General features: G+C 42.7%; 16 protein-coding genes and 1 pseudogene. 3 read left to right on the top strand and 14 right to left on the bottom strand.

The features are described 5' to 3' along the window. Positions 1-6 precede the first annotated feature (6 nt). Both HV229_RS09540 and HV229_RS09535 read right to left on the bottom strand, forming a co-directional pair. Positions 7-555 carry an acyltransferase gene (locus tag HV229_RS09540; RefSeq protein ID WP_181547415.1) on the bottom strand — a complete coding sequence of 183 codons (549 nt, stop codon included), beginning with the start codon at positions 553-555 and terminating at the stop codon, positions 7-9. After that, a complete protein-coding gene (locus tag HV229_RS09535) occupies positions 546-1,607 on the bottom strand; it encodes a glycosyltransferase (protein WP_181547413.1) in 1,062 nt (353 codons plus the stop codon). The genes HV229_RS09540 and HV229_RS09535 overlap by 10 nt, the downstream gene beginning before the upstream one ends. Positions 1,608-1,950: 343 nt before the next feature. On the opposite strand from HV229_RS09535, the gene HV229_RS09530 reads away from it, so the two are divergent. Together HV229_RS09530 and HV229_RS26500 are read left to right on the top strand one after the other, a co-directional pair. Next, positions 1,951-2,931: an IS5-like element ISKpn26 family transposase gene (locus HV229_RS09530; RefSeq protein WP_000019445.1), complete on the top strand. Its 981-nt coding sequence runs from the start codon at positions 1,951-1,953 to the stop codon at positions 2,929-2,931. Next, positions 2,913-3,116 (top strand): hypothetical protein, encoded by a 204-nt coding sequence (locus tag HV229_RS26500; protein ID WP_346655013.1) that lies wholly within the window; start codon positions 2,913-2,915, stop codon positions 3,114-3,116. Before HV229_RS09530 ends, HV229_RS26500 begins: the two co-directional genes overlap by 19 nt. Here HV229_RS26500 and HV229_RS09525 read toward each other — a convergent pair. The 4 genes and pseudogenes from HV229_RS09525 to HV229_RS09510 all read right to left on the bottom strand — a co-directional run. Further along, a complete protein-coding gene (locus HV229_RS09525) occupies positions 3,032-3,997 on the bottom strand; it encodes an EpsG family protein (protein WP_181547411.1) in 966 nt (321 codons plus the stop codon). The two genes, HV229_RS26500 and HV229_RS09525, sit on opposite strands and share 85 nt — an antisense overlap. A 2-nt stretch (positions 3,998-3,999) precedes the next feature. Further along, positions 4,000-4,944 carry a glycosyltransferase gene (locus HV229_RS09520; RefSeq protein WP_181547409.1) on the bottom strand — a complete coding sequence of 315 codons (945 nt, stop codon included), beginning with the start codon at positions 4,942-4,944 and terminating at the stop codon, positions 4,000-4,002. Next, positions 4,944-6,368, bottom strand: coding sequence for a lipopolysaccharide biosynthesis protein (locus HV229_RS09515; protein ID WP_181547407.1), 1,425 nt, complete (start codon positions 6,366-6,368; stop codon positions 4,944-4,946). Before HV229_RS09515 ends, HV229_RS09520 begins: the two co-directional genes overlap by 1 nt. 160 nt (positions 6,369-6,528) lie before the next feature. Then, a pseudogene (locus HV229_RS09510) lies at positions 6,529-6,957 on the bottom strand (glycosyltransferase); the annotation flags it as partial. A gap of 66 nt (positions 6,958-7,023) precedes the next feature. Between HV229_RS09510 and HV229_RS09505 the strand changes: the two are divergent. Next, a protein-coding gene (locus HV229_RS09505; protein ID WP_249417763.1) for an IS1 family transposase occupies positions 7,024-7,721 on the top strand; the annotation gives its coding sequence in 2 pieces (ribosomal slippage) (positions 7,024-7,273 and positions 7,273-7,721; 699 coding nt in all). On the opposite strand, the gene HV229_RS09500 is transcribed toward HV229_RS09505, so the two are convergent. The 8 genes from HV229_RS09500 to wcaJ form a co-directional block, all read right to left on the bottom strand. Next, complete coding sequence (locus HV229_RS09500) at positions 7,656-8,414, bottom strand: glycosyltransferase (protein WP_181547405.1); 759 nt, start codon at positions 8,412-8,414, stop codon at positions 7,656-7,658. The genes HV229_RS09505 and HV229_RS09500 overlap by 66 nt on opposite strands. Positions 8,415-8,766: 352 nt before the next feature. Further along, positions 8,767-9,666, bottom strand: a complete 900-nt coding sequence (gene galF / locus HV229_RS09495; RefSeq protein ID WP_181547403.1) for a UTP--glucose-1-phosphate uridylyltransferase GalF — start codon at positions 9,664-9,666, stop codon at positions 8,767-8,769. A 237-nt stretch (positions 9,667-9,903) separates the two neighbouring features. Continuing rightward, positions 9,904-10,899: an SDR family oxidoreductase gene (locus tag HV229_RS09490; protein ID WP_048215967.1), complete on the bottom strand. Its 996-nt coding sequence runs from the start codon at positions 10,897-10,899 to the stop codon at positions 9,904-9,906. Positions 10,900-11,047: 148 nt separating this feature from the next. Further along, positions 11,048-12,442: a colanic acid biosynthesis protein WcaM gene (wcaM, locus tag HV229_RS09485; protein WP_181547401.1), complete on the bottom strand. Its 1,395-nt coding sequence runs from the start codon at positions 12,440-12,442 to the stop codon at positions 11,048-11,050. 11 nt (positions 12,443-12,453) lie between these two features. After that, entirely contained in the window at positions 12,454-13,674 is a 1,221-nt protein-coding gene (gene wcaL, locus HV229_RS09480) for a colanic acid biosynthesis glycosyltransferase WcaL (RefSeq protein ID WP_181547399.1), read from the bottom strand. Continuing rightward, entirely contained in the window at positions 13,671-14,951 is a 1,281-nt protein-coding gene (wcaK, locus tag HV229_RS09475; protein ID WP_153687515.1) for a colanic acid biosynthesis pyruvyl transferase WcaK, read from the bottom strand. Before wcaK ends, wcaL begins: the two co-directional genes overlap by 4 nt. A gap of 23 nt (positions 14,952-14,974) precedes the next feature. Beyond that, the gene (gene wzxC / locus HV229_RS09470) at positions 14,975-16,453 is read right to left on the bottom strand and encodes a colanic acid undecaprenyl disphosphate flippase WzxC (protein ID WP_181547397.1); all 1,479 of its coding nucleotides are present in this window, start codon (positions 16,451-16,453) and stop codon (positions 14,975-14,977) included. A gap of 1 nt (position 16,454) precedes the next feature. Beyond that, entirely contained in the window at positions 16,455-17,849 is a 1,395-nt protein-coding gene (wcaJ, locus tag HV229_RS09465) for an undecaprenyl-phosphate glucose phosphotransferase (protein ID WP_008785190.1), read from the bottom strand. Positions 17,850-17,859: the final 10 nt, after the last annotated feature.

Genomic DNA, 17,859 nt, shown 5'->3' with positions numbered 1-17,859 from the left:
GTTATTTCACATGTTTATGTCAGTAACTGTGGATTCACGCTTTTGTATAAGTACGGTGTCAGATGGAACATCTTTTGTCACGACACAACCAGCACCAATAATACAATTATTCCCAATCCGAACGCCACGTAATATTATAACACTGCAGCCAATCCAAACATTATTACCGATATGAATGGGTTCACTAATAAAATTATTTGCTATATTTTCAGTATTAAATCTAAAATCATGATCATGATCATATAATTTCACATTCTCACCAATTAAAACACTATTTCCTATAATAACATTTTCTCTTGCGTTGATTGAAACATTTCTATTAAAGAAAACATTTGTTCCAATTTTAATAACACCCCCATTTGCATTAAAAAAACTTCCTTCACGGCCTTTAAAACCGTCACCGATATATATACAGCCTTTATTTTTTATAATTACTTCGCCTGAAAAATAGGACTTCAAAGGATCAATATTTAATTCTTTATAGCATAATCTATAAACATAGATTGTAATAATTTGTTGAAGCCTACTAAATGCTCTGATTAAAGTTAATAACATTTTTGCCCCCGATAAATTTTCTTAAAGAAACGCAAATTATTTTCAAGAGTAAACTTATCATTTAATATAATATTACACTTATCATCTGAATATAATTCGATTTTTATTTCCTCAATCCAGTTTGAAAGTTCTAACGGTAAAAACTTAACCAACCCAATATCGCATTCATTTGTAATATTCGTTGAGACAATGCAGGGAATATGACATTTTTGTGCTTCAACTACACTTAATGGTAAACCTTCCCATAAAGAAGGCATAATAAATAAATTAGCATGTCTTATAATTACAGAACATGGATCACTTACAAAGCCTGGAAAAAATATATTTGTAAGACCTCTATTTTTTGCTTCAGAAGCATAGTATTCCAAACCCTCACCAAGACAATAAATTCTTATGTTTTTATCTTCGATTAACTTTTCAGCAATAGAAAGAATAAATTCATAATTTTTTGCCTTCGAAAAGCGACCAACATGAAAAATATTATAACTCGGTTCTCCAGGCACAATAAATGAATTATTGTTAGAAGACATTGAAGGCAAAGGAACACCACAATAATGTATTTCAAACCCTGTCCCAAACAACGAAAGCCCTGCATTATTTGATACAGCTATACGATGGTCACTTAGATTGTTAATAATTAACTTCATAAGCTTTATATAAACTCGCCTCAATATATTAACAGAGTTATCAATATTACGCCTATCAGAATGAGAATGAACAATTGTTATACTTTTAGTCAAAATTTTTGTGAGTAACAAATAAATACCGGAAGAATATCCAGGATGAAAATGTATAGCTTTTGGTTTTATCTTAAATAAGATTGATATAAAACTTATCATTCGATAGATAAGTCCATTACCTTTACTAAAAAAAACTTTATCGGTATCAATTTCAAATTCAGACAATATTTTTTTCTTTATCGGATCGGATGAAAAAATATAAAAATCCACTTCATTTGCCTGACTTTTTTCATAATTTATCATATTGCAAACCCATTTCTCTATACCACCAACATCTAAGGTTCCAACAACATGAAGCACTCTACTAACCATTATAGTCACACCTTAATTAGCTTTGACAGATCGACCGTTTTGATAAAACAAATCAGAAATGGATATATTACAAATGAGATTGTAGGTATAAAAACATATCTAAACCTATAAAACAGCCATGTTATAGCAATCAATTGCATGAAATAAAACATCAAAATAATCAATTTCTTACTTACATAGAACTCACTTTTGGAACTTAATAGATATATTACTGTACAAAGAACAGAAACATATTGATATCTTTCACTTATAACCCAAAATTCTGAAAAGACTAAGGAAGGTGCGAACAAGTTCCTGATATGAGATCATCATATTCATCCGGAGCGCATCCCAGAGGGACATCATGAGCCATCAACTCACCTTCGCCGATAGTGAATTCAGCACTAAGCGCCGTCAGACCCGAAAAGAGATTTTCCTCTCCCGCATGGAGCAGATTCTGCCATGGCAGAATATGACCGCTGTCATCGAGCCGTTTTATCCCAAGGCGGGCAATGGCCGACGGCCCTATCCGCTGGAGACCATGCTGCGTATTCACTGCATGCAGCATTGGTACAACCTGAGCGACGGTGCCATGGAAGATGCCCTGTACGAAATCGCCTCCATGCGCCTGTTTGCCCGATTATCCCTGGATAGCGCCCTGCCGGATCGCACCACCATCATGAATTTCCGCCACCTGCTCGAGCAGCATCAACTGGCCCGTCAATTGTTCAAGACCATCAATCGCTGGCTGGCCGAAGCAGGCGTCATGATGACCCAAGGCACTTTGGTGGATGCCACCATCATTGAGGCACCCAGCTCGACCAAGAACAAAGAGCAGCAACGCGATCCGGAGATGCATCAGACCAAGAAAGGCAATCAGTGGCACTTTGGCATGAAGGCCCACATTGGTGTCGATGCCAAGAGTGGCCTGACCCACAGCCTGGTCACCACCGCGGCCAACGAGCATGACCTCAATCAGCTGGGTAATCTGCTTCATGGAGAGGAGCAATTTGTCTCAGCCGATGCCGGCTACCAAGGAGCGCCACAGCGCGAGGAGCTGGCCGAGGTGGATGTGGACTGGCTGATCGCCGAGCGTCCCGGCAAGGTAAAAACCTTGAAGCAGCATCCGCGCAAGAACAAAACGGCCATCAACATCGAATACATGAAAGCCAGCATCCGTGCCAGGGTGGAGCACCCGTTTCGCATCATCAAGCGGCAGTTCGGCTTCGTGAAAGCCAGATACAAGGGGCTGCTGAAAAACGATAACCAACTGGCGATGTTATTCACCCTGGCCAACCTGTTTCGGGTGGACCAAATGATACGTCAGTGGGAGAGATCTCAGTAAAAACCGGAAATAACGCCAGAAATGGTGGAAAAAATAGCCTAAATAGGCTGATTCGATGTGTTTGCGGGAAAAAAATCGGCCCAGATCCGCGAAATTTTAATCAGCGAGTCAGCTTGGGAAGAAATGACCTGCTTATTCGCACCTTCCCTAATGAAATAGAGGCTGAAAGTACTGCGCAAATGTAGAATGTGTCTTTTGTTCTGGAGAAAAGAATGACAAAAACAGAAAGATAATATGGTAACTGAGTTAAAAACATTGCTATTTTTGCATTTAAGTTAAATTCTGCATCTCCTCCCCAACGATCTCCAGTAACATATATTCTGTATATATTTTCGAGTTTAGGTATGAAGGATAATTTTTGTACAAAAAATTCAATCACTGATGTTACATCTATAATTAATGATACTAATATGGAAATTACAATGATTACTTTCAAAATTCTCATTGAAACTAGTTTATGAAACCAGTTGCATATTATCAATAAAATTATCACTGGAGCTATAAAACTATGCATTAATATAGATAAGATAGAAAACAAAATAAATGTTTTTGTTCTAAAGTGATATAAGGATACTAACGAATATATAAAAAATGCAACAGATAAACCACTTCGTATACCATTGCTTAATGATAAAAATGAAATTGAAATGAACCATAACATATAGCATGAATATTTTTGCGAGCTGCTAATTTTAGCATCTAATACATATTTTAGTGCTGATAAAAGCAAGTAATATCCAATAAATGTTGACGTGAATGGCATCCATTCTTTATTTATTCCGATAACATTTAGTGTTTTCATGTAAAAATATAGTAAAATATTTTCACCCACATCAAAAATCTCACTATAACTCTGACTTGCTAGATCTTCAAATTTCCTGTAGTGAGTAGCAAGATCCATTGTATCATATGGAACAATATTATAGGCACATATAGCAGCCATCAACGCTACTACAAATATAACCACCTTTTCATTTTTGGCCAAATATAAACAACTAAGAATTGTACCAACCAATGGATTAATAATAAAAAGTATTAGGCTAAATATTAATGATGTGTTCATCATTATTAGCACCTCTTTGCACTAAGCAACAACTTTAAAACTATTGTAATACTTTTCATTGAACATACAATATATGATGCAACTTTCTTATTAATCTTTAAGTTTTGAAGTATAATATATACACGTTTGAACTTATTGTTTTTAATAAGTTGAATACGTGTATCTTTAACATGATTATTGTTTTTTTTAGATGTTCTCAGATTTTTATCTCTATTTTTGACATCTTTTATTAAATTCACAGACTCCTGTGTTGGTATATCTTCTTGTATAACATTGGCGATTAGAGAGCAATATTCTTTACTTGGAAACCAATCTGTGATCTGACCTTCTGATATCCTATATTGTGTATAAGGTTCGGGCAGATTAATTATCTTACCCGCAGGTGATATTTTATGCCAAAGGTGGTAATCTTCACATATTCCAGATAGAGATATATCATAGCCACCAGCATTTTTCACTATAGACTTCTTGAACATTGTTGCTGGATGAGAGTATATATTCATTTTTTTTAAAATTTCTTTTGATAAAAAAGAGAATATATATGGAAATGAACGGCCTATTACATTTCCATTAGTATCAATATACTCTACCGCACTAGATATCATGATAATATTTTTATCTTTTAAAAAACAATCATACTGTGTTTTTAATCTAAATGGCAACATTTTATCATCACCATCTAATCTAGCTATATACTCACTTTTTGCTAAACTTATACCATAATTTAGAGCAGCACTAATGCCTCTGTTCTCTTGGTAATAATAATATACTCTCGAATCTGTTATCGAATTTATTAATTTTGATGTTTCATCAGTTGAGCCGTCATCAACAATAATGATCTCGAATACTATTCCCTCTTGAGATAGAACAGAATTTATTGCATCCAATATCGTTGATGCACAGTTATATACCGGAATTAATACTGTTACATCCGGATTAACATCAATCATTATTTTCTCCATGAGTTGGCTAAAAACATAATGGTTTTTCTTTCATATAAATAATACATGAAAAGATAGAATACTAATGAAATAACAATGCCAATAAGTCTTATTTCCTCAAAATTTATAATATTTACAATTGTTAAACTAAAAAAAGCAGCGATAGATGCAATTATAATTGGCGGTAATATTACTGAGAGCATATTTATAAAAGAGGTAGTTAAAATTCTATTTGTGTATATGCAATTAATATATGTAGCAATCACAGAATATATCACCATCCCCCAACATATAGCAGCTATGCCTTTATTCAAAGTTATAGCTAAGAGTGCCAGTATTATTATTTTTTTAACCACTTCAAGTTTAAGGAACAGATCAGAGCGCCCATAAACATTAAGTATATTAAGACTAATTGCATGTATGGGGTATAAGCTAAAACACAAACACATTATTGATATATATTTTGCAGCAGGAACCCATTGATTTCCTATTAATAGAAGAATAATATCGGCACTATAAAATGAGAATGTCATCATTAAAGGAAAGAATATAAATGAAACATATTTCACAGTATCTAAATATTTATCCCTTAGTAATTTCCTATCATTTTTTATTTCACCAAAATATCTATATGTAACACGCTGAATTATTGCAGAATATGTATTTGTAGGAAGAGCTGTTAAATTCCTTGCTTGTACAAAATAACCAACCTGCATAGCACTGTAAAATCGACCTATTATAAGCTGATAAAGATTATCAAAAAATGTATTTAAGAGTGATGCCAAGGTCAGTTTGTAGCTAAATGAGAAGCTAACTTTAAAAAAACGGTAATTAAACTTCAATGATGGGAGCCATTTAACTTTTATAAAAAATAAAATAGTTGAAACACTAGAAAAAACGACACTATTTAATACTAGTGCCCATATTCCTCCTCCATTTACTGCGAATAAAATACTGGTTGCGCCACTGATTATTACTGAAATAAATGACACAACCGCCTGCGTTCTAAAATCCATAGCTATTATTAATTTCGCTTTATGAATAATACATAAAGCATTTATTATAATAATGAGCGCAAGAATTCTCAGCACATTACACAATATAGAAGAGTTATAAAAAACAGCAATATATTCTGAGAAGATATATATAATAATATATAATAAACACGATGTCGATAAATTAAACCAAAATATTGTTGAATACTGTTCTTGAGATACTTTCCTTTTTCTAACAAGTGATGATGTAAATCCACTGTCAACTAATGTTTGAGCTATCGCAATAAATAATGTTAACATCCCCATCAAACCATATATCTTAGGACCTAAGATTCGAGATAAAATTAACAAAATAAATAACTGCGATACTTGAGTTATAATTCTTTCAATGGCACTCCATTTAAACCCTGATACTAGTTTTTTATTTGAAGGCTCCAACTATCTATAACCCTATATAAAATTACTATATATATTGACAAGATATTGATATTTAAATACCAAACCCAATATGTATAGTGGAAGGAATTTTAATTAGCAATTATAATTATGACTTATAGTGATATATATAAGTCTTATATCGCCCCTAACAACTTAATTTTTACTTTCGTATAAGATTATTATACTCAAAAATTGTCTTGCTATACATAGCCTCGAAACAAAAATAATCCAAATACCGTTTTCTAGCGTCCTCTCCCATTTTCACACGCATTTCTTGGTTTTCTATGAGATTACTTAAGGCTCTCCTTAATGCCTGAATATCTTTCCTTGGTACAAGAAACCCTACATTTTCTGTCACCAGTTCAGAAACACCGCCAACATTTGTTGCGACGATTGGTAATGAAGAACACATAGCTTCTATTATACTAAGGGGTAAGCCTTCCCAATTTGTACTTAACACAAAGATGTCTGACTTGTCTAGAAAATCATGAACATTATGTATTTCACCATGAAAAAATACTTTATCCTCCAATTTATGTTCTTTAACCATTAATTCTACATTATTTATTCTACTTCCTTTCCCTATAAGATGTAATTCCCGGTGATGCTGCCAACTTACTGATTTAGTGTATGATGGTGTTTTTGAGGTGCTCCAGTGGCTTCTGTTTCTATCAGTTGTCCCTCCTGCTCAGCTACTGAAGGCGTAGTGCGTAACGGTAAAAGTACTGCCGGACATCAGCGCTATCTCTGCTCTCACTGCCGTAAAACATGGCAGCTACAGTTCACTTACACCGCCTCTCAGCCCGGTACACACCAGAAAATCATTGATATGGCCATGAATGGCGTCGGATGCCGCGCCAGTGCACGAATTATGGGCATTGGCCTCAACACGATTTTACGACACTTAAAAAACTCAGGCCGCAGTCGGTAAACTCACGTATACAACCGGGCAGTGACGTCATTGTTTGCGCGGAAATGGACGAACAGTGGGGTTACGTCGGCGCTAAATCCCGCCAGCGCTGGTTGTTTTACGCGTATGACAGGATACGGAGGACGGTTGTGGCGCACGTATTCGGTGAACGCACGTTGGCCACGCTGGAGCGTCTTCTTGGCCTGCTGTCGGCCTTTGAGGTCGTGGTATGGATGACGGATGGCTGGCCGCTTTATGAATCACGCCTGAAGGGAGAACTGCACGTTATCAGCAAGCGATATACGCAGCGCATTGAGCGGCATAACCTGAATCTGAGGCAGCATCTGGCAAGGCTGGGCAGGAAGTCACTGTCGTTCTCAAAATCGGTGGAGCTGCATGACAAAGTCATCGGGCATTATCTGAACATAAAACACTATCAATAAGTTGGAGTCATTACCTAATTCCCAATTTAAATTGGATATTCCTGACATTGCACATATTAATGTTTCATGATCTTTTTGTTCAGAAAAACGTGCCACGCTTGTGATGATTATTTTCTTACTATCCGAGTTTACTTTCTTATTCGGTACCTTTTCTTTAAATTTATCAATTATACCATTGTGGATCACTATTTGTTTTTCAGCTGTAGTTACATCATAATTTAATGCTAATTCTTTATCTTTCTCAGAAACAGTTATTATTTCATCTGTAAAATGGCTCATTATTTTTTCAATAAAAATGTAGAGCTTTCGTTTCCGATTCCCCACTCCATCTGTAAAAGACCATCCATGTGCAGTAAATATTACTGGAATTCCTAAACCTAATGCAGCTATGCGCCCAACAATGCCTGCTTTTGACGAATGTAACCCAACAAGATCAGGATTAAACTTTTTTATAATACCGCGTAACAGTACGCATGCTTTTAAATCTTTGTATGGTTTTATTTCTCTAACAAGTTCGGGTAAAATTGCATAAGCAATCCCTCTATCTTCAAGTTGATTAATAAATGCGCCGTACTCTCCAGCAACAACCATAACCTCATGATCATCTATTTTCAGCCTTTCAGCAAGATCGCGCACATGTATTTGTGCACCTCCGATTTCATCAGCCTTGGTAATGACATACAACACCCTCATATCGCCCCCGGTTACACCTTTTAAAGTAATATATCTAAAATATAAGCAGCCCTATTTAGGATAAATAAATAGAACTGCTATTGGTAGTTGTAGACTCAATGGAAGTTAAAATGATGAATGCTACCGCCCCTGGCTCTAAGCTACCAGTGCACTAACCAATGTTCAATTTGTATAAAGCAAGACGTTATTATATCCAAAAACAGAAAAATTCTATATTTTCAATTAAAGCCAAACATAATATTATTATCATTCATACAATATAATTAACAGTTGGAAAATACGGCGATAAAAAATTAGATATAAAGCATCAGTCACCGTATTTTATTTCTCATCTATTAATCGCAACTCATATCTAAAAATTATAACCCAGTAATTTCTCAATCCCCTTCCGGAACTTCGCCCCTTCTTTCAAGTTCCGCAACCCATACTTAACAAACGCCTGCATGTAGCCCATTTTTTTACCGCAGTCGTAGCTGTCCCCCGTCATCAGCATGGCATCAACAGACTGTTTTTTAGCCAACTCTGCAATGGCATCAGTCAGCTGAATACGTCCCCAGGCACCTGGTTGGGTATGCTCTAATTCTGCCCAGATATCAGCAGAAAGCACGTAGCGCCCTACGGCCATCAGATCGGAATCAAGCGTTTGTGGCTGATCGGGTTTTTCAATGAACTCAACGATACGGCTGACTTTGCCTTCGTTGTCCAAAGCCTCTTTGGTTTGAATAACAGAGTATTCAGACAGATCGCCCTCCATACGCTTAGCCAGCACCTGACTGCGCCCGGTTTCATTGAAACGAGCCACCATGGCAGCGAGGTTGTAACGCAGCGGATCTGCACTTGCAGTATCCAAAACGACGTCAGGTAATACCACGACAAACGGGTTATCACCAATGATAGGGCGAGCACAAAGAATTGAATGACCCAGCCCCAGCAGTTGAGCCTGACGAACGTTCATGATAGTCACGCCAGGCGGACAGATAGACTGCACTTCGGCTAATAACTGGCGCTTTACTCGCTGCTCAAGGAGTGATTCGAGTTCATAAGAGGTGTCGAAGTGGTTCTCAACCGCGTTCTTAGACGCATGAGTCACCAGAACGATTTCTTTGATACCTGCAGCTACAATTTCGTCGACAATGTATTGAATCATCGGTTTGTCTACGATCGGCAGCATCTCTTTAGGGATTGCCTTCGTAGCAGGCAACATGTGCATCCCCAGGCCCGCTACCGGGATAACTGCTTTCAAATTAGTCATTCTCTCTCCTACCTCCAAACGGCTGATAAAGTATAGACTTTAGCCGTACGTTAGCCAGTATTGCTGGCTCCATCCTCAACACGAAATAGCCAGGTTAAGGTAAACCGAATGCAAACTCTACACTTCACCAGCGCCAAGGTGAACTCGGATTCCTCGGAAACGAACTCATCTCTTCAGTTTTATAGCATTTCCGAAAAATCGAAGTTAACTAAGCCCCAGGCACTCTACAAACAACAATCACTCAGAGACAAACGTAATGTCATCTTTCTTATCGTGCAAAAATTCGTATTTCAAAGTGCGATCCAGCCCCTGAGACAATGTATAAGGTGCGACAAAACCGGATGAGTGGACTTTCGTTGCATCAAACTGTGTGGTGGCACAGAACTTCTTCACGCGCACAGAGCTAACAGCATATTTTTTGCCGGTCACTTTACCCAAAATATCAAAGCAATAGCCACCTAACATGCCTAAAGCGTAAGGTAAGTGTGCTGAGGGGATTTTTTTACTTAAGCTCTGTTCAACTTCGGTAACCAGTTGATTCATATTCAGATCAGGTTTATCAACGTAATTATAAACCTCATAACCAGCAGTCACATTCTTCAGTTTATACTTGATAAACTCAACAATATTACCCACATAAGCCATTGATTTATAATTCGTACCCGCCCCAACCATCATAAACTTACCGCCAGCGATCTGCTTCAGCAGATTATAAACGTTGCCGCGGTTGCGTTCGCCAAAGATAACAGTTGGACGAATGATAGTCAGCGAACGATCATCAGGCGCTTTAGCATGCCATTCACGAAGAACCTCTTCCGCTTGCCACTTGCTTTTACCGTAGTGGTTGAAGGGATCGTGAGGATGATTTTCATCAGGGTTGGTTTTGTTCAGGCCATAGACCGCAACAGAACTGGTGAAAATGATGTTCTTAACATCATTTTTCTCCATAGCGGCCAATACATTGCGCGTCCCCTGAACATTCACATCATAGTAGAGTGAAGTAGGACTGACATCATCACGGTGTTCAGCCGCTAGCAACACGACTGTGTCATAGCCTGACAGCGCCTGATCCAGAACTTGTTGGTCGCGAACATCACCGATTTGCGTGATTTGCGGATAGAAATGACTCTGCTGTTTATCCAGATTCTTGATATCAAAATCCGCAACAGCCGTCTCCAGGAGTCTGGTCCCCACGAATCCGGAGGCACCGATGAGCAAAACTTTATCGTTCATAAATCACTTTGTCTGTTCGTAACACAAGAAACGTATGATAAAGATGAGCGTCTTCCCTGAGTAGTCAATGCTGCCCAGCCCCAGCTTTAACAGTAATTGGGTGATTATAATCTTTTAGCCAATGATATCCAGTAAGAATATAGTGGGGTTACCTCCCCTGCCCCGGCAGTCGAAAATTCACCGCTTCGACATTCACCACCTGATGGTTTACCCGGTCAATGTCAACTGAACTTTGCCCAGTTTCGTTTACTGCATGTACGTTGGCCAGTGAGAGTAGTGTGTCCTGCTTAGCCATAAACTTGCCGCGTACGTCCTTGCGCAGATCGAAGTGCATCTTAAGCGCGGGTCCTGTTGCGGATTGCTGCATCACTCTGATGTTACGTAAAAAAAGATGCTGCGGTTGGTTGTGCAACTCAAGCGTGGCTCGCTTCATCTCAACGTTGGTAATGGCCACGAACGACGTTGCATTACCTGATGAGATCTGAATGCCGCGTAATTTATATTCAAGTTTCGTGTTATCCAGATGGATATTATTTAACTTAAAGTTCTGCGGGATGGATAAATATCGTCCTTTAATAACACCGTAGCCAATGAGCATGCCTGCGCTATTTTCCATATTGATATTATCAATCACGAAATTATCACAGCCATAAATAGCGACCGTTGCATTATCAATGCCTGCTTTCTTGCTAAAATCTGGGGTAATATTTCGTGCGGTGATATTACGAATGATAAAATGTTTGCCGTTCTCTACATGGACTAACTGTCGACAGTCGGTGCCGGTGATATTCGCCACCACAAAGTTTTTTACCGCCAGCTCATCGGGATAGGTATTGTCATAGGTACTGCCCGCCAGCCCAATGCCGATGCCCCAGTTCACGTTGCCGTTGGTACAGTTAATACGTTCAATGACATGGTCAGAAATGAGGATATTGCTGTCGTTGATCGCCACATTCCACTCAATGGCATCTCCCTGTAGATCGCTAAAACGGCAGTTTGTAATCTTTACGCCATCCATCCGGTTATGAAAGCCCTGACGCAGGATCCCATAGTTAGCGCGCGTGACGATAATATCCTGAATAGTCAGATTGCGCATCAGCCTCGGTGTTTTGCCGCCGATATAGATTTGCGTCACTGGCCCAAAACCACTCATGGCAATCCCTTTTATCACGCAATCCGAACCGCGCACATCGAGGGTAACATTCCTCAGGCTCCCCCCCTGCTCACCCACTACCTTACATCCATCCTGCAGAACAAAGCGACCACGGCCATTGCCGCTGATTCTGCCTTGCAGGTGTAGCGTTTTGCCAGGAGGAATAACGATAGCGGTATTGAGATCCTTACATTCCAGTTCTTTGGGTACGACTACCGTTTGTCCTTCTTTGAACGCCTGCCTGAAAGAAGCGACCCAATCCTTTGGGTTGTAATCCTGAATGTTAACACTGCCCGATGATTCAAGCGCCCGGACAACGGGAGTATGCAATACGACAAGCGCAGAGCCTGCCGTCAGAAAAGTACGGCGTGAGAGTTTGTTCTCTGACATACAACCTCGATTTACATCGTTTGCAGCAGACTGGCTAACTGTTTATTGATCGCTAACTGATTAAATTCAGTTTCAATTTTTTCGCGCGCACACTGCACAATCGGCTGTACCTGCTTACTGTCGAGCAGGCTAAATGCCGCTAATCTCTCAGCCAGGGCCTGCGCATCGTTTTCCGGTGCCAGCCAGCCAGATTTACCCGACTCGACCAGCTCAGGGATCCCACTGTGAACAGTTGAAATCACCGGAATACCTACCGCCATCGCCTCCATCAGCGCCACCGGGATCCCCTCCATATCGCCGTCTCTTCCGGTAATCGACGGCAGCAAAAATACATCCGCCTGCTCAAGCATCTCCTTTACCTGATGGCTGGGCTTAAAGCCGGGCATCTCAATCACGTCATCGAGTTGATATTGCTCGATCAGTGTGCGTAAACGTCGCTCCCAAGGGCCGATACCCAGAATGCGATAACGAAATGAAACGCCCTGCTCTTTTAACTGACGACAGGCTTCGATGGCGACGTGCAGTCCTTTTTTCTCGGTTAACCGGGCGACAGAGATAATTTCCAGCGGTGCAGCTGGTGCTTTCAGTTGGCGAGGGGTAAAACGCGTCATGTCGATACCCATACGCGAAACCGCGATTTTTTGCGGCGGGCATCCCATGTTTTTTAAACGTCCGGCCCAGAGATTGCTGATGGGTAACATCAAATCTCCACGTTGAAACAGCTGCTGATACTCAGGGGTATAGCGGGTAAGCACATCCCGATGCGAAACATCGACACCGTGAAATACCGTGGCGATTTTTCCGCGGATCATCCCAAGCTCACGCAGCTTAGCGGCCGTTACGCCTGCTGGCCCAAAATGAGCAATAAAGACATCCGCTTCAAACGCCCGCGGATTCCCACCGCAAATGGCCGCCAAAATCAGATTGCGTGCCTCGTCGCCATAGTGTGCAACATTCAACGCTTTCCAGGTCGCTGCGCGGGTAATACCGTTCAGAACTGCCGCCGCCCTATATTTCAGCTTCGCCAGTTTGCTTTCCGGTTCATTCAGCAACCAGCGCGTTTTTTCACCCAGCCGGTAGGTATTAAATGAGGCATGCGTATTTTCAAGATCGCCCTTCTGCAAAGCGACAATCTCCACGTCGTAGCCCATATCAATAAATGCGGTTATCTGATTGAGTACAAAGGTCTCAGAAGAGAGCGGAAATTTAAGCAGGAAAAAGCCAATCTTCATTTTTCCCCCTCAATACGCGTTAAAACCGACTGCACCATGTGCACCCCGCGTTCGCGTTCGCGTGTCACAGCATCCCCAAGCCGTATGTTCAGTTCAGGTAGCTGTCCGAGGGTATCGGCGACCTTTCCTTCCAGACTGCCATCGAGCAGATGGCGAATATCGACAGCCATCTCCGGCAACCCCAACTGTTGCATGATCCCTGCCGATTTATGCTCGTAGTTAATGGCGATGGCTGGCGTCATAAAATTCATCGAGATAATGGCCGAGTGCAACCGAGTACCCACCGTCAGATCGCATGCCCCCAGAATCTTCCCCATCTCCAGATCGTTAAGTTCATCCATCACCACGTGATATCGGGCCGGGTCGTTAACATACTGGCGAAGATTTAACGCCACCATGCGATCATCTTTGTTGTAACTATCAATACCGGTGCAGGTTGACAGTGCAATCACCTGATAACCTTCATCGAGTATGCGGTTCACTACCCCGGCAAAGGCTTGCTCATAGGCCTGCTGCGTTGTCCCCAGACGCTTATCAAAAGGCGCCAGCTCGCGCAATGTAATGGCAACGGTCTTCTGTTTAGCCGCCATGTCTAACCAGTGCTGTACCGCATAACCCGGCTCAAAATCCTCATGATGATTGTCGACCAGCCAGGCCGTATCTACGCCTGTTTCGACTTTATCCGTGGTAATTGCGCTGCGCTTCATCAGATCCAGACTGACGGATTCACGTAAAATCAATGCATTACAGTGGCCAAACACGTAGTTCGCCAGTTGATTAAACTGCTCATCCTGGAATGGCCCCACGCTATGACCAATCATGTACAGCGGTTTTTTTGCCATAAACGAACACAACGCATGTTCAAACTGCGGCACACCATACAGATCGACAAAGAACGATCCGCCGACCTGGATGATGGCGTCATAGCGCGACAACAAACGAACAAAATCGGTAAAGCCCTGGGCGATAGCGATATTGCGCAGATTACCGGAGTCGGTAACACGCGAGAGCAGTACCTGGTGCTGATAGCGACGACGCAGCACTTTCTTCACGCGCCCCATAACACCCACTGCATTGTTGTGTTGCTTCATCTGCGAATACAGCGGATCGCCCATCACCGGGCGGTTCAGTAACCATGAGGAGCTCACTGGGTAACGGCTCATAACATCCACTTCAGTCTCGGGACGCAACGCGTTAATGGCATCCAGCAAACCGCGCAGGATCGCGCTATCCCCTCGGTTCCCGCAGGTATGGTTGCCCAAAATTAATAGTTTCATTTTGACCTCTTAAAGCGTTGTTCTTATCCTGCACGGAGCAAGGTTTTCATTTTTTCACTGCGACAGAGCTGGCGTTTTATTTCCACCACCAGCGGATGACGCGACAGCACCATCATTAGCGCAAACGCCAGCGCCCCTGCCGCTATCTGGCTCCCCAACAACACGCCCAACGACAGCTGGTCATGCAGCATTACGCCCAGCGCATAGCTCACTACAAGGGTTGGCAAGGAGAGATACAACGGCAGCCAAAGACTGAGCATGTACTGGCGGTAGCTGGAGCCAAGAACAGGTTTAATCATCACGAAATAGCTGAGGACGGTGTTAATCACCTGGACCAGCAAAAAGCCCAGCGTCACGCCAATCGCTCCGGCCAGATGTCCACCGATGAAAATGGCGGGAATAAACAGAAAGGTTTTGAACACATTGAATTTAAAGCTGATATCGACCCGCGCCTTCGCCATCAGCAGTGAACCGATCGGGTTCCCCACCGAGCGCAGCAGCCCAACAATACACAGCAGTTGCAGGATGGGGATAATGCCGTTCCACTTCTCGCCAAATACCAGTGGCACCACATTGTTCGACACCACCATCAATCCCAGTAGTACCGGGAAGTTGATGATCCCGACCACCGACAGCAGCTTGTAAAAATTCACCCGTAGCTTTTCACTATCGTCCTGAATTTTGGCAAACGCCGGAAACAGGACACGGGTAATAATCGGGTTCAGTTTGATCGGGGGAACAACCGCCACGTTCCAGGCGAGATTGAATCCGCCCGCCACGCCAGCGCCCAACGTTCTGGCTAAAACCAGCGTGGAAAGGTTGGTATTGAGGTAATTGATAATGCTGTCTGCCGTCAGCCACGCGCCAAAACGCAGATTCGACGAAACGGATGCCAGCGAAAAATGCAGCCCCGGACGGTAAATCCGGCGACCAAAATAGCCGAACAGCAGCGTTCGTAGCGTACTGTTCACCAGATACCCGAGAATGGCCGTCAGCGCGAGCGGCCAGAAATGGGCGCTGACCACGGTAAAGGTAAAACCGGCCAACACCGAACTGGTTTCAATCATGCCAATTTTGTTGAAGGCCAGCTCTTTTTGCATCAGCGCGCGAAACTGCTGCCCGTGCGGTATCACCACAAACGCCAGCGATAAGGTTTTGATGAGTGGCGCCAGTTCGGGATTATTGAGCACGCTGGCAATCGTCCCGCTAAGCAGAAACATCACCACACATACCACCATACCCAGCCCAACGTTGAGCCAGTACAGCGTCGTCAGCTCAAGATAACCGATGTCTTTGCGCTGAATAATTGAATTGGCGATACCGAAATCCGACAGCGTATCGGCCAGCGCAATGATCACCAGCGACACGGTTAACAACCCAAACTGGTGGTTATCAATAATCCGTGCCAGGACAGTCATCTGGATAAGCCCCAGACCAATAATGATCACCGTAGCAATCGCCGACCACTTTGCGCCATTAAGCGTTTTTTCTCGTAAGCTCATGTTAATACGCCGCTTTGTTCACAAAGCCTTTGAATACCGTCAGAAAAACAATTTTGATATCGAACCACACGCTCCACTCGCGAATGTATTCGAGGTCAAACTCCACACGTTTTTCCATTTTTTCCAGCGTATCGGTTTCACCGCGCCAGCCGTTGATTTGCGCCCAGCCGGTAATGCCCGGTTTTACCTTATGACGTAACATGTAGCCCTCGATCAGTTGACGGTACTGTTCGTTATGCGCCACCGCATGCGGACGTGGCCCGACGATAGACATCCCCCCGGTCAGGACGTTAATAAACTGCGGCAGTTCATCGAGCGACGTCCGGCGCAGGAAATTTCCCACAGGGGTAACGCGCGGATCGTTTTGCGTCGCCTGCGTTACCACCGCGTCGTTCTCCATCACTTTCATCGAGCGAAACTTCCAGACTTTGATCGGCTTCCCGTCCATGCCATAGCGGGTCTGGCGGAAAATCACCGGACCTTTGGAGGTCAGTTTTACCAGCAGCGCAATACCACACAGCACCGGGGAAATAAGCAGCAGGATCAGTGAAGCCAGCACGATATCTTCCGCGCGTTTCAACAGGCGATTAATCCCCGAGAGCGGCGTGTCATACAACGGCACCACCGGAACGCCATTCATCTCTTCAATCCGTGAATGCAGAATGTTGAAGGTAAAGACATCAGGAATAAGGATCACAGAACAGGTGGTATCGGCCAGCTCGCGCACCAGTTTTTTGACGCTGGCGCCATCGCTCATCGACATGGCGATATAAACGTTATGAATACGTGAGGCTTTGGCGTCGTCCACCAGTTGTTGCAGATTACCGGCCCAGTCGCGGGAGTTTTTTCCAGGGATAGGATCGTGATAGACACCCGCCACTTCAAATCCCAGCCACGGTTCATGGCGAAAGCTGTCCAATAGCATTTGTCCGGCGGGCAGGTCCCCTGCCACCGCCACCCGGCGCGTGTTATACCCGCGATTACGCAACCATCCCGCACCGTAGCGAATAAACGAACGGCTCAACACCAGGCCAACACTGGATAGCAGATACCACGCCAGCCAGACGGCGAGACGGTTATCAAAATCGTTATTAAAGGCGATCAGACCTGCGCAAAAAATCAGACTCAGCGTCCAGTTTTGCAGCAACAGCACCAGCTCAGTGGAAATTTTGACACCGCGCCAGGAGCGATAAAAATCCGTTATGCCACCGAGCATCTGAAAAACGACCAGCGTGATCAGCGCCACCAGCAGGTGCATGTACAGGAAAGGCAAACCGCTTAATTCGCAGATTACCCACAACCCGCCAAACATGATGGTGATATCTGAAAAGCGTTGCACCATCGAAATTAACGACGCATTGGTTTTGGCGCGTTCGCGCTTTTTTAGATGTGTCATCGTGGTTCCT

The sequence above is a fragment of the Citrobacter sp. RHBSTW-00524 genome, from assembly GCF_013747755.1.
GTDB classification, from domain to species: Bacteria; Pseudomonadota; Gammaproteobacteria; order Enterobacterales; family Enterobacteriaceae; genus Citrobacter; species Citrobacter braakii.
The sequence above is the reverse complement of the archived record's forward strand: the minus strand, read 5'-3'. Positions and strand labels throughout refer to the sequence as shown.

Excerpts from the sequence above, each read along its gene's own strand:
- HV229_RS09520 (WP_181547409.1), bottom strand. The coding sequence starts at position 4,944 with ATGATTGATGTTAATCCGGATGTAACAGTATTAATTCCGGTATATAAC.
- wcaM (WP_181547401.1), bottom strand. The coding sequence starts at position 12,442 with ATGTCAGAGAACAAACTCTCACGCCGTACTTTTCTGACGGCAGGCTCT.
- HV229_RS09525 (WP_181547411.1), bottom strand. The coding sequence starts at position 3,997 with ATGATGAACACATCATTAATATTTAGCCTAATACTTTTTATTATTAAT.
- HV229_RS09540 (WP_181547415.1), bottom strand. The coding sequence starts at position 555 with ATGTTATTAACTTTAATCAGAGCATTTAGTAGGCTTCAACAAATTATT.
- HV229_RS09530 (WP_000019445.1), top strand. The coding sequence starts at position 1,951 with ATGAGCCATCAACTCACCTTCGCCGATAGTGAATTCAGCACTAAGCGC.
- galF (WP_181547403.1), bottom strand. The coding sequence starts at position 9,666 with ATGACTAATTTGAAAGCAGTTATCCCGGTAGCGGGCCTGGGGATGCAC.
- wcaJ (WP_008785190.1), bottom strand. The coding sequence starts at position 17,849 with ATGACACATCTAAAAAAGCGCGAACGCGCCAAAACCAATGCGTCGTTA.
- wzxC (WP_181547397.1), bottom strand. The coding sequence starts at position 16,453 with ATGAGCTTACGAGAAAAAACGCTTAATGGCGCAAAGTGGTCGGCGATT.
- HV229_RS09500 (WP_181547405.1), bottom strand. The coding sequence starts at position 8,414 with ATGAGGGTGTTGTATGTCATTACCAAGGCTGATGAAATCGGAGGTGCA.
- HV229_RS09535 (WP_181547413.1), bottom strand. The coding sequence starts at position 1,607 with ATGGTTAGTAGAGTGCTTCATGTTGTTGGAACCTTAGATGTTGGTGGT.
- HV229_RS09490 (WP_048215967.1), bottom strand. The coding sequence starts at position 10,899 with ATGAACGATAAAGTTTTGCTCATCGGTGCCTCCGGATTCGTGGGGACC.
- wcaL (WP_181547399.1), bottom strand. The coding sequence starts at position 13,674 with ATGAAGATTGGCTTTTTCCTGCTTAAATTTCCGCTCTCTTCTGAGACC.
- wcaK (WP_153687515.1), bottom strand. The coding sequence starts at position 14,951 with ATGAAACTATTAATTTTGGGCAACCATACCTGCGGGAACCGAGGGGAT.